Annotated in this window: 14 protein-coding genes and 1 pseudogene; 6 read left to right on the top strand and 9 right to left on the bottom strand. The window is 60.4% G+C overall.

Features of this window, described 5'->3' with window-relative positions; translation table 11 throughout:
- Positions 1–33 precede the first annotated feature (33 nt).
- Positions 34–711 (bottom strand): HAD family hydrolase, encoded by a 678-nt coding sequence (locus tag J0663_RS17900; protein WP_207241735.1) that lies wholly within the window; start codon positions 709–711, stop codon positions 34–36.
- Between the two features lie 297 nt (positions 712–1,008).
- On the opposite strand from J0663_RS17900, the gene J0663_RS17895 reads away from it, so the two are divergent.
- Positions 1,009–1,335, top strand: a complete 327-nt coding sequence (locus tag J0663_RS17895) for a hypothetical protein (protein ID WP_207241734.1) — start codon at positions 1,009–1,011, stop codon at positions 1,333–1,335.
- Between the two features lie 177 nt (positions 1,336–1,512).
- Here the strand turns inward: J0663_RS17895 and J0663_RS17890 are convergent, their stop codons facing one another.
- The 4 genes from J0663_RS17890 to J0663_RS17875 form a co-directional block, all read right to left on the bottom strand.
- Positions 1,513–2,418 carry a sigma-70 family RNA polymerase sigma factor gene (locus J0663_RS17890; protein WP_207241733.1) on the bottom strand — a complete coding sequence of 302 codons (906 nt, stop codon included), beginning with the start codon at positions 2,416–2,418 and terminating at the stop codon, positions 1,513–1,515.
- Positions 2,415–3,158 carry an SDR family NAD(P)-dependent oxidoreductase gene (locus tag J0663_RS17885; protein WP_207241732.1) on the bottom strand — a complete coding sequence of 248 codons (744 nt, stop codon included), beginning with the start codon at positions 3,156–3,158 and terminating at the stop codon, positions 2,415–2,417. Before J0663_RS17885 ends, J0663_RS17890 begins: the two co-directional genes overlap by 4 nt.
- A gap of 324 nt (positions 3,159–3,482) precedes the next feature.
- Positions 3,483–4,316 carry an SDR family NAD(P)-dependent oxidoreductase gene (locus tag J0663_RS17880; RefSeq protein WP_207241731.1) on the bottom strand — a complete coding sequence of 278 codons (834 nt, stop codon included), beginning with the start codon at positions 4,314–4,316 and terminating at the stop codon, positions 3,483–3,485.
- A gap of 96 nt (positions 4,317–4,412) precedes the next feature.
- A complete protein-coding gene (locus J0663_RS17875) occupies positions 4,413–5,072 on the bottom strand; it encodes a ChrR family anti-sigma-E factor (RefSeq protein ID WP_207241730.1) in 660 nt (219 codons plus the stop codon).
- 223 nt (positions 5,073–5,295) lie between these two features.
- On the opposite strand from J0663_RS17875, the gene J0663_RS17870 reads away from it, so the two are divergent.
- From J0663_RS17870 to J0663_RS17855, 4 genes are read left to right on the top strand one after another with little or no spacing between them, the layout of a single operon-like run.
- Entirely contained in the window at positions 5,296–6,333 is a 1,038-nt protein-coding gene (locus J0663_RS17870) for a cysteine synthase A (protein WP_207241729.1), read from the top strand.
- Between the two features lie 6 nt (positions 6,334–6,339).
- On the top strand, positions 6,340–7,077 hold the full coding sequence (locus J0663_RS17865) for an alanyl-tRNA editing protein (RefSeq protein WP_207241728.1): 738 nt from the start codon (positions 6,340–6,342) through the stop codon (positions 7,075–7,077).
- Positions 7,078–7,095: 18 nt separating this feature from the next.
- Entirely contained in the window at positions 7,096–7,965 is an 870-nt protein-coding gene (gene sseA / locus J0663_RS17860; protein WP_207241727.1) for a 3-mercaptopyruvate sulfurtransferase, read from the top strand.
- A gap of 5 nt (positions 7,966–7,970) precedes the next feature.
- Positions 7,971–8,531, top strand: a complete 561-nt coding sequence (locus tag J0663_RS17855) for a GNAT family N-acetyltransferase (protein WP_207241726.1) — start codon at positions 7,971–7,973, stop codon at positions 8,529–8,531.
- Positions 8,532–8,547: 16 nt separating this feature from the next.
- Here the strand turns inward: J0663_RS17855 and fabI are convergent, their stop codons facing one another.
- Genes fabI through J0663_RS17835 form a run of 4 tightly spaced genes read right to left on the bottom strand, consistent with a single transcriptional unit; the run spans position 8,548 to position 13,835 of the window.
- On the bottom strand, positions 8,548–9,330 hold the full coding sequence (fabI, locus tag J0663_RS17850; RefSeq protein ID WP_207241725.1) for an enoyl-ACP reductase FabI: 783 nt from the start codon (positions 9,328–9,330) through the stop codon (positions 8,548–8,550).
- 56 nt (positions 9,331–9,386) lie between these two features.
- Positions 9,387–10,559 (bottom strand): acetate/propionate family kinase, encoded by a 1,173-nt coding sequence (locus J0663_RS17845; protein WP_207241724.1) that lies wholly within the window; start codon positions 10,557–10,559, stop codon positions 9,387–9,389.
- A 5-nt stretch (positions 10,560–10,564) separates the two neighbouring features.
- Entirely contained in the window at positions 10,565–11,530 is a 966-nt protein-coding gene (locus tag J0663_RS17840; protein WP_207241723.1) for a phosphate acetyltransferase, read from the bottom strand.
- Positions 11,531–11,582: 52 nt separating this feature from the next.
- On the bottom strand, positions 11,583–13,835 hold the full coding sequence (locus J0663_RS17835) for a DUF3141 domain-containing protein (RefSeq protein ID WP_207241722.1): 2,253 nt from the start codon (positions 13,833–13,835) through the stop codon (positions 11,583–11,585).
- 306 nt (positions 13,836–14,141) lie between these two features.
- On the opposite strand from J0663_RS17835, the pseudogene J0663_RS17830 reads away from it, so the two are divergent.
- Positions 14,142–14,315 (top strand): annotated as a pseudogene (locus J0663_RS17830) (GNAT family N-acetyltransferase); the annotation flags it as partial.
- Between the last annotated feature and the right edge of the window lie 28 nt (positions 14,316–14,343).

Raw genomic sequence — 14,343 nt, 5'->3', positions numbered from 1 at the left:
AGAAGCAAAGACGCCGACGCGGCTGACCCGGTGTCAGGCCGCGTTCGGAACGATCAGCATCTTGTGGTCCGCAGAAATGCGGACGGCGATCTCGGCATAGGACGAGAGCGTCGGATGTGTCGTCTCCATCTTGTGGTGATGGGTTGTCGTGACGACCATGACATCGGCGCCCGCCGCCTCGCCGGCGGTAATGCCGGCTGCGACATCCTCGAAGACCAGGCAATCCTCAGTGCTGACACCAATGCGTTCGGCGCCCAGAATATAACATTGCGGATCGGGCTTTCCGACCGTCACGTCCTCCGCCGTCACCATAAATCTCGGCAGCGGCAGACCGGCCGCCTCCAGCCGCCGGCGGGCAAGACGCAAGGGCGAAGACGTGACGATCGCCCAGCGATCCGGCGGCAGCGAACTCAGGAATGTCGCAGCACCCGGAATGGCAACGACATCACCGACATCGGCGATCTCCGCCTCGGTCACCAGCCTCGCCTCTTGTTCGGGATCGACCCCCGGCAGGTTCAGGCGGGTGATCGTGTCGATGCCGCGCGACCCATGCATCTTCGGCAGGAAGGCGGCAACATCGAGCCCATGACGTCTCGCCCAGTCGCTCCATACGCGCTCGGCGGCGCGGATTGAATTGAGGATGGTACCGTCCATATCGAACAGGAAGGCGGCATAAGGCTTTTCGAAGCCGCGGGGCATCGGCAGGGGCAAAGGCGGATCCTTTGAGGAAGAGCATCGGATGGTTATCGCTGTCGCCCGATGAAACGGCAAATCATCGCTTTATGCAAGCGTGCGCAGCAACGGGCCGGCCTATCCCGCTGCAACAGGCCCGGGCCACATGCGTCAACAAAGCAGCTTCAGTGAAACCCGTCAGCGAGCAGTCCTGACCCGTGATCCCTCATTCCTTGCAAGGTCTGCGTGCAAGTTTCTCACAAATATCGGAACAATGATTCCGTCAGGTGGTTACCCAGAGGTCATCCAATGTGAAAATCAAAGGAGGATATCCTCATGACCAAATCCCTTATTGCCGCTTCGCTGCTCGCGATCGGAATCACATCGTCAGCCTTTGCCCAGTCGAACCCCGATCCGATCGGCCCGACAAACGGCGGCTCGACCGATCCGAGTTCGGGTAACTATTCGTCGGATTATACCAACAGTGACAATGGTATGCATCCGGTCCAGGTTGCGCCCGTCGATCCGACCACGACACAGAGCATCGGCCAGCCACAGACGATGGAATGCGCCGGCATGCCGCAACAGAGATCCGGTGTCGACACGCGCGGCGGTCAGAGCGGCGCATCGATCAGTGAAGCCTGCCGCGAATATGACAACTGAGCAGGCAGCCCCGCCAGGAATGTCCTGGAAAAGAGACACCATACTTGGAAAGGCTGGTTCACGCCCCAGCCACTAACGCAAATGTGGAATCGCAAAAATTTGCGGTTCCACATTTTAGCCATGACCGCTATCGGGCGCTTAGCGGACTGCGAGAAAGCTCGTCTCGACCAGTATCGGTCACCGCGATGCGGCCGGCATGACATCAGCGCCGTCCATGACATAGGTCGCATAGCGATGGTCGCGGATCAGGCTTATCTTTAGTCCCCGCCACTCGAGCAGCATGAAATAGGACGGACCGCCCGACGGTTCGGCCGATACCAGAAATATTTCCCGGCCTTCCAGCCAGGCCGGTTCGACCCTGACCGGGGGATATTCGGCATAATAAGTGAAAAATCGGCCGACATCGGCGGCACCCGAGATTTCAGGCCGTCGCGCCTGACGAAGCCGGACATCATCGGCCAGCAGGCGGCGCAAGGCGTCCCAATCCCGAGCGTTGAAGAGCGCCGCGAAGTTCAGGGCCTCGGGACTGGGCGACGCAGCAACCTCAGACCGCACGTCGGAGATCGCGCGCAACCTCGCCCGACCGCGCGACAGATGGGCCTTGACGGCATCGACGCTCAGTTCCAGCAGCGTCGCGATATCTGCAAGCGACTCTCCCAACACATCCTTGAGGATCACCGCGCTGCGTTGTGGCACCGGCAATTCTGCAAAATGACCCAGGGCGACCCGCACCGTGTCTTGCCGGATCAGCGCCTCCTCCGGGTCGATGGCGCTGATATCGGCGAGATCAAAGGCGGTCTCGAGGGGCTCCGCCCGGCGCGTGCTGCGCTGGCGCAGGGTATCGATCGCTCTGTTATGGACGATGCGAAAGAGCCAGGGTCGCAGCGGCGTGCCCGGCGGGATCGAACCAGCCGTCGCAAATACCCTGGCAAACGCGTCCTGAATCACGTCCTCGCCGTCGATCACCGAACCTACCAGACGAGCAGCATAGCGATGCAGTTGTGGGCGCAGCGCATCCGCTTCCCTGGCCAGGTCTGCAAGCAGAGTTCTCTCTTCAGTCCCGAGAGCTGCATCTTCCGTCATTCGATGACCGTCACGCCCGTATCGCCACGCACGGCATAGACCATGGCCTCAGCAAGCTCCGTCTTGCCGATCAGTTCGGCGACCGTATCACCGAAAGCCCGCGGCGTCATGTCCGGCCAGGTGGCGGCTTGTTCGGCAAATGTCCGACCCTCCTTCGCAGCATAGGCCCTAATGCCGGTATCGCCCACACCGGTTCCAACGAACATCTGCCGGGGAACGATGACCCGGAACCGCAAACGCAGGCCGAGTTCCGCCGACAAGCCATCTGCATATTTTGCAATGAACCACTGCGCGCGCTTGGCGCCTGCATAACCTCCCGATAGCGGCGACCCCTGCACGGCGGCTCCGCTGGAGATCAGGACGACGAGCCCGCCCGGCGCCATTGGCAAGGTCAGGGCAGCCTGTACCCAATGCAGCGCGGCCTTAACGTCTACATTCCAGTTGGTCGTGAATGCCTCCCAGCCAATGCGATCGATTCGCTCCATGGGAGGTTCCGCGCCGGCATTCATGATGACGACATCCGGTCGCGTCCCCTCCATGATCCGCCACGCCGCGTCGACATCAGTTGCATCAGCCGATATGGCGGTGATGGCCGCTTGCTCAGCGGGCCCATGCACGACCGTCTCGTTTCGGGCGACCACGGTGACTTCGGCCGCGCGAGCAATGAATGCTTCGGCGAGCCCTTTCCCCAAACCGCGGCTCCCGCCGACGACCACAATTCGCTTTCCTTCCAGATCCATCTCTCAGTCCTCATTCGGGTCGGCTTCGACCGCTCGACGACGGTCGCAACAACGACGTTTCAAGAAGGTGAAAAGAGTCATCGCCATCTGCGATTTGTGGAAGCCGTCAAAAAGAGCTGACCCGACCGATGCCGCCGTGATTGCGGTCGTCATCCTCGTGCGGCGATCCCGAAGTTCGGGCAATGCGGGTTCTTGCAAAAGGTGACGTTTACTCCCGGGAGGGGAGAGGCAATCGAAGCCGCCTTGAGTCGTCCGAAAAAATCTCCGGCATGAGTAACAACCCCGATAACGGCGTTATAAGGGTATTGCCTCTCGGGCTGTTTATCACTCCGCCGGGTGCGGAGTCACCGGATGGTGATCGGCTAATGACGGCCGCTCTCGCCAGCCGGTGACCCGGTTCACCAGCGCGAAATAAGTGCTGTAGGGCAACAGCCGCGCCAGCTTCATCATCGTGGTGAAGCGTTTGGGGAACGCGATCTCGAAGGCCTGCGACTTCAGGCCGGCAGCAATCTGCCGGGCGGCCTCATCGGGCGACGACGGCTCTGCCGTGAGAAGGGCATTCTTTCTCATCGCCGGCATATCGACGAAGCCCGGGCTGACGAGCTGGATGCGGATGCCCATTTTGTCGAGATCGAATTTCAGGCTTTCGGCCATGTTGATCAGTGCCGCCTTGGTGGCGCCGCAAGCGGCCCCCGTCGGCACGCCGCCATAGCCGGCGACGGAGGAGATGATGGCGATCTGTCCCTGCCCTTTCGCCTTCATATGGCGGATTGCCGGCAACAGACAGTTGACGACGCCGGAGAGATTGACGGCGAAGGTCCTTTCAAAATCGGCGCGGTTCAGGTCCTCGGCATGGACGGGCAGACAGAGGTCGGCATTGAGGATCGCCATGGCGAGCGTGCCGTGTTCATACTCGATGGAGGCCATCGCGTGTTCCATATCCTCAGCATTCGTGACGTCGCCGTCGAGAACGACGATGCTGCCGGAAAGGCCGCTGACCTCGGCCTGCAATTCGACCAGCTTTTCATGGCTCCTGGCGGTGACGGCGACCTTATATCCTTCACCGGCGAGCTTCAGCGCAAGCGCCCGGCCGATGCCGGAACTCGCGCCCGAGATCCAGACGATTCCATGTTCGGGACGGGCGATGAAATCACGCATGACATGCTCCTCCGGCTCTGCCTACCAACACGAAAACAGGTCCGGAAGTTCTGCTCCTCCCGGATTTATGGTTCTATCACACCATTGTGGCTGCTTTCAGCCGATCAGGTCGCCGATCATCCGGCGGAGGGACCCCGTCAGGCTGATCGGTCCGTCCGAAACGGCAAACGCGATGCAAGGCCTGTCCTTTTCGACGACCGGCCGATGATCGACCGTCTCGTCGGCAATGGAGATGTCGCCGGAGCCGAATCGGCCGCGCTCGTCATTGAAGGCGCCGTCGAGGACGAGGATCAGCTCCATGCCTTTGTGGGTGTGCGCCGGCAAGGCGCGGCCCGGACGGATCCACATCAGCTTGACCTCGCAGCCGTCGATGTCGAGCGAATATTCCTTAAAGCCGGGCAACCGCCGGCGCCAGGGAACGTCTTCGACCTCGAAGCCGACAAAATCGCGCAGCGCCACGGGAAACAACGTATTTTCCGGCCTCATGGCCGTCTGCGGCGCAGGGGCGGGAGAGGCAGAGGAAAAGATTGCAGCAAGCCTCTGGTCGCGGTCGGTAATGGCCGCTGCCGGGATGCTTTCCAGCGCCTCTCCAGCCAGCAGCTCGAGGCCGTTCACCAGTCCGAGATTGTCCGATTTCATTTCAAGATGGGACCGCACAAGCACGCGCGCGGGCTCGGGCAAGGAACCGGCGACATAATGCGCCATCAATGTATCGATCGTGTCGATATGCTCATGAACCATGCCGGTTTCGGCCATGCCCTTTTAATGCGCCCCGCACTCGCGTTGTCCTCGTCCGTACGAGGAAAGTCAATCTTCGGATCACTCGATGAGGCGGGATTGCAGGTGGCGCAGCATTTCGGGCAAGGAAAGCGAAATTTTATCGTGGCCGGCAGCGCCATGGAATAGCATTTCTTGCCAACACAGCCTTGTGAAGGGAAAAGACCGTTCCTAAAGTAAGAGTTCCAAAGAGGCAGATTCCATGACCGTCCACCCCTCCGTCCTCGAAGCCATCGGCAACACGCCCCTGATCAAGCTCAAGGGCGCCTCCGCGGCGACGGGCTGCACCATTCTCGGCAAGGCAGAGTTCCTGAACCCCGGTCAGTCGGTCAAGGATCGTGCCGCGCTCTTCATCATCCGCGACGCGGAGCGGAAGGGGCTGCTTCGCCCCGGCGGCGTCATCGTCGAAGGTACGGCGGGCAATACCGGCATCGGGCTGACGCTGGTCGCCAAAGCGCTTGGCTACCGCACCGTCATCGTCATTCCGGAAACGCAGAGCCAGGAAAAGAAGGACGCGCTGAAACTGCTCGGTGCCGAACTCGTCGAAGTGCCCGCCGTTCCCTACAAGAACCCGAACAACTACGTGAAGCTGTCCGGGCGTCTCGCCGAGCAATTGGCGAAGACCGAGCCGAACGGGGCGATCTGGGCAAACCAGTTCGACAACGTTGCCAACCGGCAGGCGCATGTCGAAACGACCGCTAGGGAAATCTGGAAAGATACCGACGGCAAGATTGACGGCTTCATCTGCTCCGTCGGCTCCGGCGGCACTCTGGCGGGTGTCGCGGCCGGCCTCAAGGCTTTCAAACCGGACGTCAAGATCGGTATCGCCGATCCCGACGGCGCGGCTCTTTATGAATTCTACCAGAACGGTACGCTGAAATCCGAGGGGTCCTCGATCACCGAGGGGATCGGCCAAGGCCGCATCACCGCCAATCTCGAAGGTTTCACGCCTGATTTCTCCTATCGGATCTCCGACGCCGAAGCGCTTCCCTACCTCTTCGATCTCGTCGAGAATGAGGGCCTATGCCTTGGCGGCTCGACGGCGATCAACATTGCGGGCGCGGTCAATCTTGCCAGGGATCTCGGGCCTGGCCATACGGTGGTGACGATCCTCTGCGACTACGGCAACCGCTACCAGTCGAAGCTCTTTAATCCGGATTTCCTGAAGTCGAAGGGCTTGCCCGTTCCGGGCTGGATGGCCAAATCGCCCGCGATTGACGTTCCCTACGAGCCTGCGTGAGACCCCATGCCCGTCAATGCCCTCTATCGTGACGATTTCTATCTCTCGACATGCGAGGCCGTCGTCACCGCCGTTCACGAGGACGGGGGCATCGAACTGAACCAGACGTGCTTTTACGCGACATCGGGCGGCCAGCCTGGCGACACCGGAGAGCTCGAGCGTGCCGACGGCACCAAGATCACACTCGGCCAGACGAAGCACGGTGCGAGCAAGGATATCATCATCCATGTGCCGCACGACGGCCAGGCGCGACCGGAAATCGGCGAGACGCTGGTGCTGCATGTCGATTGGCCGCGCCGCTACAGGCTGATGCGCATGCACACGGCCTGCCACCTGCTTTCCGTCGTCTGCTCCTATCCGATAACAGGGGCAGCCGTCGGCGAAGAGGAAAGCCGGGTCGATTTCGACATGAGCGAGACGATCGACAAGGCTGAGGTGACATCAAAGCTGATGGAACTGGTCGGCCAGAACCATCCTGTTTACCTTCAGTGGATCACCGACGACGAACTTGTGGCCAATCCCGATATCGTCAAATCGAAGAACGTGCGGCCGCCGATCGGGCTCGGGCGCGTGAGCCTCGTCTGCATTGGCGAGAACTCCTCGATTGACAGCCAGCCATGCGGCGGCACACATGTTTCCGAAACACAGGAAGTCGGCCAGATTCACATCGCCAAGATCGAGAAGAAGGGCAAGGAGAACCGGCGCTTCCGTATCCGCTTCGGCACGCCGGACGACGAAGCCTGACTATCAAGGGAGATCGCAATGAGTGAGACCAAAAGCCGTTTCGTCGTCTCGGCCGATTGGCTGCAGGCCGAACTCGGCAAGCCGGATCTGCGCGTACTGGACGCCTCCTTCTATCTGCCGGCACAGAAGCGGTATGCCGATGCCGAATATGCAGCCGGTCATATTCCCGGCGCCATCCGTTTCGACCAGGACAAGATCGCCGATCATTCGACCTCGCTGCCGCACACGATCCCCTCGCCCGATTATTTCGCCGCGGAAGTCGGCAAACTCGGCATCAGCGAAAACGATCGTATCGTGGTTTATGACGGTATCGGCCTGTTCGCCTCGCCGCGCGTCTGGTGGCTGTTCCGGGTCATGGGCGCGAAGAACGTCTTTGTGCTCGACGGCGGTCTCGACGGTTGGAAGTCTGAAGGCCGGCCGCTGGAAACCACGGCGCCCAGCTATGCTCCGGCAAGGTTCACGCCTGATTTCGATGAGAATCGTGTGGTGACGCTCGATACGATGCGCGACATCGTCTCGAGCGGTGCCATGCAGATCGCCGATGCCCGCAGCGCCGGCCGCTTCGCCGCCACCGAGCCCGAGCCGCGGGCCGGCATGCGCTCCGGCCATATGCCCGGCGCACGCAGCCTGCCCTCAGGCGTGTTTGCGAACCAGGGCCGGTTCAAGTCGCTGCCCGAACTCAGGCAGACGTTCGAGGATGCCGGCATCGATCTTTCCAAACCGGTCGTCACCTCCTGCGGCTCGGGGATCACGGCCGCGATCATCACGCTGGCGCTGGAATCGCTCGGCCATCATGACAACAAGCTTTACGACGGTTCATGGAGCGAATGGGGCAGCCGTGACGACACGCCTGTTGTCACCGGTCCACCCACGCCGGTCAAAGCCTGATCGCCATGGGGAAGACACCCGCTTCGCTCAAAGCCCATATCACTCGGCTCGAAATGACGACGCCGCCGAAAGCCAGCATGCCGGTGCCCGTCAATATCCAGACGGCGATCATGCGCGCGCCCGGCATACCGCTGCCCTTCTACCGCTATCTCTACCGGCAGGTGGGCGCGCGCTGGCAGTGGGTGGACCGGCTGCGCATGAGCGACGAGCAGCTTGCAGAAACGCTGAACGACAAGCGCAACAATATCAGCGTTCTCTACGTGAACGGCGCGCCCGCCGGCTTCTACGAATATTTCTGCGAGGACGAGGATACGATCGAGCTCAGCCATTTCGGCCTGATCGAACATGCGCTCGGCCTCGGCATCGGCAAATGGTTTCTGCTGCAGGCGCTCTATGCCATCTGGTCACTCAATCCGAAGCGGGTCACCACCACCACCAATAATCTCGACCATCCGCGCGCGCTGCAGCTCTATCAGATGTACGGGTTCTCCCCGGTTTCGACCGGCACCGGCATCGTCCGGCCGCTGAGCGACAAGGAGCTTCTGGAGCTTGCACGCAAAGGCTGATGCGTCTGTCTGCCCGTTAATCGATGATGTGGTACCCGCCGTCGACATAAAGGGTTGCGCCAGTGATGAGGCGTGCAGCATCATGGGCTAGGAAGGCTGTTGCCATGCCGACATCATCAATGCTGACAAGGCTGCGAGCTGGCGCGGTTTCCTGCGCCTTGTCCAGGATCTCGTCGAATTCGGGTATGCCAGAGGCCGCACGGGTTGCAAGCGGGCCGGGAGAAATAGCGTGGACACGAATGCCCTTCGGGCCCAATTCGGCAGCCATATAGCGAACGGCGCTTTCCAATGCCGCTTTCGCAACTCCCATAATATTGTAATTTCTCACCACCATCTGGCTTCCGTAGTAGCTCATCGTGAATAAAGTACCGCCGCGCTTCATCAGCGGTTCGGCCAAATGGGCCATTTGGATGAACGACCAACAGGAAATATCCAGGGTCGTGAGGAAGCCTTCGCGCGGCGCGTCCACGACCCTGCCCTGCAGAGTGTCCTTCGGTGAAAAGGCAATGGAGTGCACGACGAAATCGATTTCGAGCCATTCTGCCTCCATGCGCTGGAAGACGGCCTCCATCTGTCCTGGAACCGCCACATCCAGCGGCATCATGATCGGCGCCTGCAGTTCGCGCGCCAGCGGCTCGACATAAGGCTTGGCCTTTTCATTGAGATAGGTAACCGCAAGCTCGGCACCGAGCGCCCGGAAGGCGCGTGCACATCCCCAGGCAATCGAATGTTCGTTGGCAATGCCAACCACCAGACCCTTTTTGCCCTCCAGAAGCTTTGCCTTGACTGTCGGAATCATCTGCGTCCCCTTTGTCGTCGGTAAGATCGATTGCCGGTGCCTAATATTTCCTCCAGCTAAGCCCGGCTGCTCGCCAGCGTATGGCGGGCAATCATCAGTTCCTCGTCCGTCGGCACGACATAAACGCGCAGCCAGCTATCTGCCGTCGATATCAGCAGATGTCCTGCAGCGTTTCGTTCCGGATCGAGCTTCGCGCCCAGCCATTCGAGCTTTTCGACAATCCGCTTTCGCATTTCCGGCGAGTTTTCGCCGATACCGGCCGTGAAAACGAAGCCATCCATGCCGCCCAGCGCCGCCGCCAGCATGCCGGCATTCAAGCCGATGCGATGGACGAAATGCTCAAGCGCGAAGGCCGCGCGAGAATCTTCGCTTTCCAACAACGACCGCACGTCGTTGCTCACGCCGGAAAGGCCCTTGAGCCCTGAATCCTTGTAGAGCAGATCCTGGATTTGATCAGGGGTCATGCCCTTCTGGTTGAGCAGATAGAGGATGACGCCGGGATCGATCTGGCCGCAACGCGTGCCCATCGGCAATCCGTCCAGAGCCGTGAAACCGAGCGTGCTTTCCACACTGCGGCCATTGAAGAGCGCGCACATGGAGGCGCCGCTGCCAAGATGGGCAACGACCACGCGGCCGGGGGCGATCTCAGGAGCCAACTCGGGCAAACGACTTGCCACATATTCATAGGAGAGCCCGTGAAAGCCGTAGCGCCTGACACCCTCGGCAAAAAACCGTTCGGGAATGGCATAGTGATCCGCCACGGCGCTATGGCCACGATGGAAGGATGTATCGAAGCAAGCGACCTGCGGCAAGTCCGGGCGGCGGGCCAAGATCGCGCGGATCGGAGCCAGGTTGTTCGGCTGATGGAGGGGAGCAAGCGGCACGTAACGCTCGAGATCCGCGAGCACCTTTTCGTCGATCAGCACCGGCCGCCCATACTCCGGTCCGCCATGCACAACTCGATGGCCCACCGCAACGAGCCTGCCCTCATGCGATTCTCGCAGCCAGGCGCCGACGAGACGCATGGCCGCCTGCAGATCAGGCACCTCGCTCTGGCTGTGCTGGTGATCTGCAAGCACCTCCTCCGTCGCGCCTTTAATGCGAAGACGCGGCGCCGTCCCCACGCCTTCCATCTGTCCCTTCAGACGTCTGGAAAGGCCGCCCTCGATCGAAAAGACCTCGAATTTGAGGCTGGAAGATCCCGCATTAACGACGAGCACGGTATCCATGGGTATTATGCCGTCGGTATCGCCGCCATGCGGCGACGCGCTTCGGCGAGCAGAACCGCCAGCGCGCAGGAGGCAAGGCGGGTGCGCACGGAATCGGCACGGGATGTCAGAATGATCGGCACCCGCGCGCCGAGCACGATGCCGGCCGCATCCGCTCGCGCTAGGAAGGTAAGGTTCTTCGCCAGCATGTTGCCCGCTTCCAGGTTCGGCACGACGAGAATCTGCGCCTTGCCTGCTACCGGCGACTGGATGCCTTTTATCCGCGCGGCTTCGGGATCAATCGCATTGTCGAAGGCAAGCGGTCCGTCGAGCAGACCCCCAGTGATCTGTCCGCGCTCGGCCATCTTGCAAAGCGCCGCAGCCTCGATGGTGGAAGGGATCTTGGAGGTCACCGTCTCCACGGCCGACAGGATCGCCACTCGCGGCGTGCCGAGGCCGACCTGGGTAAACAGATCGATGACGTTCTGGATAATGTCGCGTTTCGCATCGAGGTCGGGTTCGATATTGATCGCTGCATCCGTGATGAACAGCGGCTCCGGATAGGTCGGCACGTCCATGACGAAGACGTGGCTGATACGGCGGGCAGTACGCAATCCTGTGGCCGACGCAGTGACGGCGCGCATCAGCTCGTCCGTATGCAAGCTGCCTTTCATCAAAAGCTCGCCCTTGGCCTCTTGGATCAGCTTCACGCCGCAAATTGCCGCCGCATCGCTGTGGGCGACGTCGACAATCTCGTAGGGATTTATATCCAGCCCGTGCGCCTTGACCACGGCCTCTATCCTGTGAGCGGGCCCAACGAGTATTGGCTTGATCAGTCCCTCTTCGGCAGCTTCGATTGCGCCGCGTAAGGAAGATTCATCGCAGGGATGAACGACCACCGTCTTCGTCGGCGGGGTCTGCTTCGCGCGGGCGATGAGTTGTTCATATTTCCGGTGCGCCTCCAACGGCGCCGCACTTGCGATATCCGTCATGCAAACCTCCATAGAAAGCCCTATCGCAACCGCCGATATGGCCGCTTGATATTCAGCTCTTGGCCTGCTTGGATTGGGTGGTCTTCACCACTTTCAAACGAGCGGATGGAGCGGCGGCGGGTTTCTCTTCGACATCGAACAGCTCGACCACCTTCTGCCAACGGCTCTCCAGTTCCCCTTCCAACTCACCGCGAACCGTCAGTACTTCCTTGAGCGCGGCCAGGGCGGAGGTGCGAAGCTCCCTGTCTTCAGGCAGCATGCCGGGGATTGCTGACAACGCACCCGCCTCGTCGATCAACAGGATCAGGAATTGGTCGCGGATCAGCGATTTGAAAGCTCCGAGCGTCATGGGCGGAAGGCCGTCCTCGATCGATCGCATACGGCGGATTGCCGCAAAACCACGCTCATCGGCGCCCCCTCGCGCACTCGCCACGTAAATGAGGCTGCGTGCAAGGCATTCCCGGAGGCCGCCCTCGGAAACCCGCCCCCTGAGCTCCTCGATCCGCTCCTCAAGAACACGGCGATGCAGGCCCGTCTTGCTCGCCCGACGCCGGGGCGCTTGATCGGCCGGATCGATACCGACGGCAGCCTGCAGGAGAGGACAACCGTAGACGGCGAGGAATGTTGCCTCAGAGACTGTTTCCATCATTGTCCGCCAGGAATCGAGTGTAGAAATGATCTGGCCGGACGCCGCGCGTTCCAGGGCGAGGAACGGATTGTCGCCCTGGACCGGCCGACGATCTGCTGCCGATTGCTGAGCAAAACTAGCCACCGACGCCATCCACGGATTGGCATCCGAGAAAAGATCGTATTGCAGGCGCAGCGGATGAAGCTTTCGCATCTGCTCGCCGAAGCCCTTCGGCAATGCCTGCCGCAAAATGGTGTGAACGAAGGTGCGATAGAGCGAAAGATTGATCTCGGACACCCGTGCGGCCGTCGCGAACCGTCGGTCGTCGGCCGCATCGTTGCCGCCTAGAGCGCGAATATCGTCGAGCGTCCTTGCCTCGCAACGCATGATCCAGTCACCGCCAACAAGATCTGCATTGAACGTCTCCGCCGTCTTTAGCTCAAAAATCGCCTCATAGAGACCGGGCGGCAGCGCGTCGATCAGGTCGATGTTTGAGGAGAACTCGCCATGTTCCTTGCGGGCGATGCCGGCGGAAACGAAGATGCCGAGATGTCCGACCGTCTCGTGCACGCTGTAGATGATCGTCTGACCATGGGAGCGGATCTCCTGGACATCGTCATAAATATCGAGGATCCAGTCGAGGGCTTGCGGCGGCGGCGTGATGTTGTCGCCTTTCGAGCAGAGCACCACGATCGGCGAACGGATATTGCGCAGGTCTAAGGCCGAACCGTCCGAGGTCTCGATACGGCCCGCCGCCAGATTGTTGCCTATGAAAAGCTCGTCAACGATGAACTGAATTTCCTCGCCATTCAGATTGACGTGGCCGCCCCACCAGTCTTCGAAACCCAGATAGCGGTCGGCTTCGGTATCGATCTTGGAATAGAGGTTGTATTGCTTGGTCCAGAGCGTGTTGGCCGGGTTCTGATTCTCAAAATTCTGCACCAACCAGGCACCATCGAAAATGCCCTGTCCCAGATCGCTGGTCAGGGCTGTCAGCCAGCTGCCGCCAAGCAGTCCACCGCTGTAGCGCATTGGATACTTGCCGTGGACACCCGCCCAATAGGAAAGCGGCGTTCCTGCGATGATGATTGAGCCGAACAGTTCCGGCCTTAGCGCCGCGAGCATCATCACTGCCCAGCCGGCCTGGCAATTGCCGATGACGCAGGGTTTTGCATCTGCATCGGGATGCAATGCGATAACTTTCTCGAGGAATATGGCCTCCGCACGTGCGATATCCTCGATAGTCTGGCCCGGCATGGGATTGGGCAGAAAACCGACGAAATAGCAGGGATGACCTGCCTTCAACGCTACACCGATCTCGCTATCGGCCTTGAAACCACCGATGCCGGGACCATGTCCCGCGCGCGGGTCGATCACCACAAAGGGGCGCCGCGTCTGGTCGATGACTAGCCCGTCAGGCGGGACGATCCGCGTCAGTGCGTAGTTCACCGGTCTCTCGAGCGTGCGGCCATCAACCACAATCTCCGGTGTGTAGCTCAGAACATGCGGCGCAGTCTTGGCTGCTTGGGCCTGATAACGATTTCCGCGCTGACGCAGCACATCCCAAAACAGAATGCTTCGCTGCGCCGCATCAAGCCCGTAGTCCAACATGGAGCCGAAGAGACCGAAGGGAGACGAAATTTCCGTATCTGCAGTGTTCAACAACGGATTATTCATAATATTCTCCTTCATCTCATGGGTAAACCGATGCCGCATGCGCCGCTTCGCCATCAAAAGCGACAAAAGCATAAGAATGACATCCGCACTTTGATTTAGAACAACATGCACGTTCTCATCGGAACTGTTCCAAGAGCGAATCTTCGTTGAGAAAAATGCGTTCTACACGGCTCCTCTTGGAAACAGCGCTCTACAAGCAGGCGGTCGAACCCAGTCTATCGCCCTTTCCGCGAAGGTTTGTTGTCACCCCATTCGTACGCACGTATGATACTAGAGCTTACGCCGCAGCGGCCGGAAAGGACGCCGCTCTATGCCATCTGGTCACTCAATCCGAAGCGGGTCACCACCACCAATAATCTCGACCAGCCGCGCGCGCTGCAGCTCTATCAGATGTACGGTTTCTCGCCGCTATCCACAGGCACCGGCATCGTCCGGCCGCTGAGCGACAAGGAGCTGCTGGAGATAGCGCGGAAAAGCTGAGGACTGCTTCTGTGCTGACGGTAACTGT

The sequence above is a fragment of the Rhizobium lentis genome, from assembly GCF_017352135.1.
Taxonomy (GTDB): domain Bacteria; phylum Pseudomonadota; class Alphaproteobacteria; order Rhizobiales; family Rhizobiaceae; genus Rhizobium; species Rhizobium lentis.
This window is presented reverse-complemented; position numbering and strand designations above follow the sequence as displayed.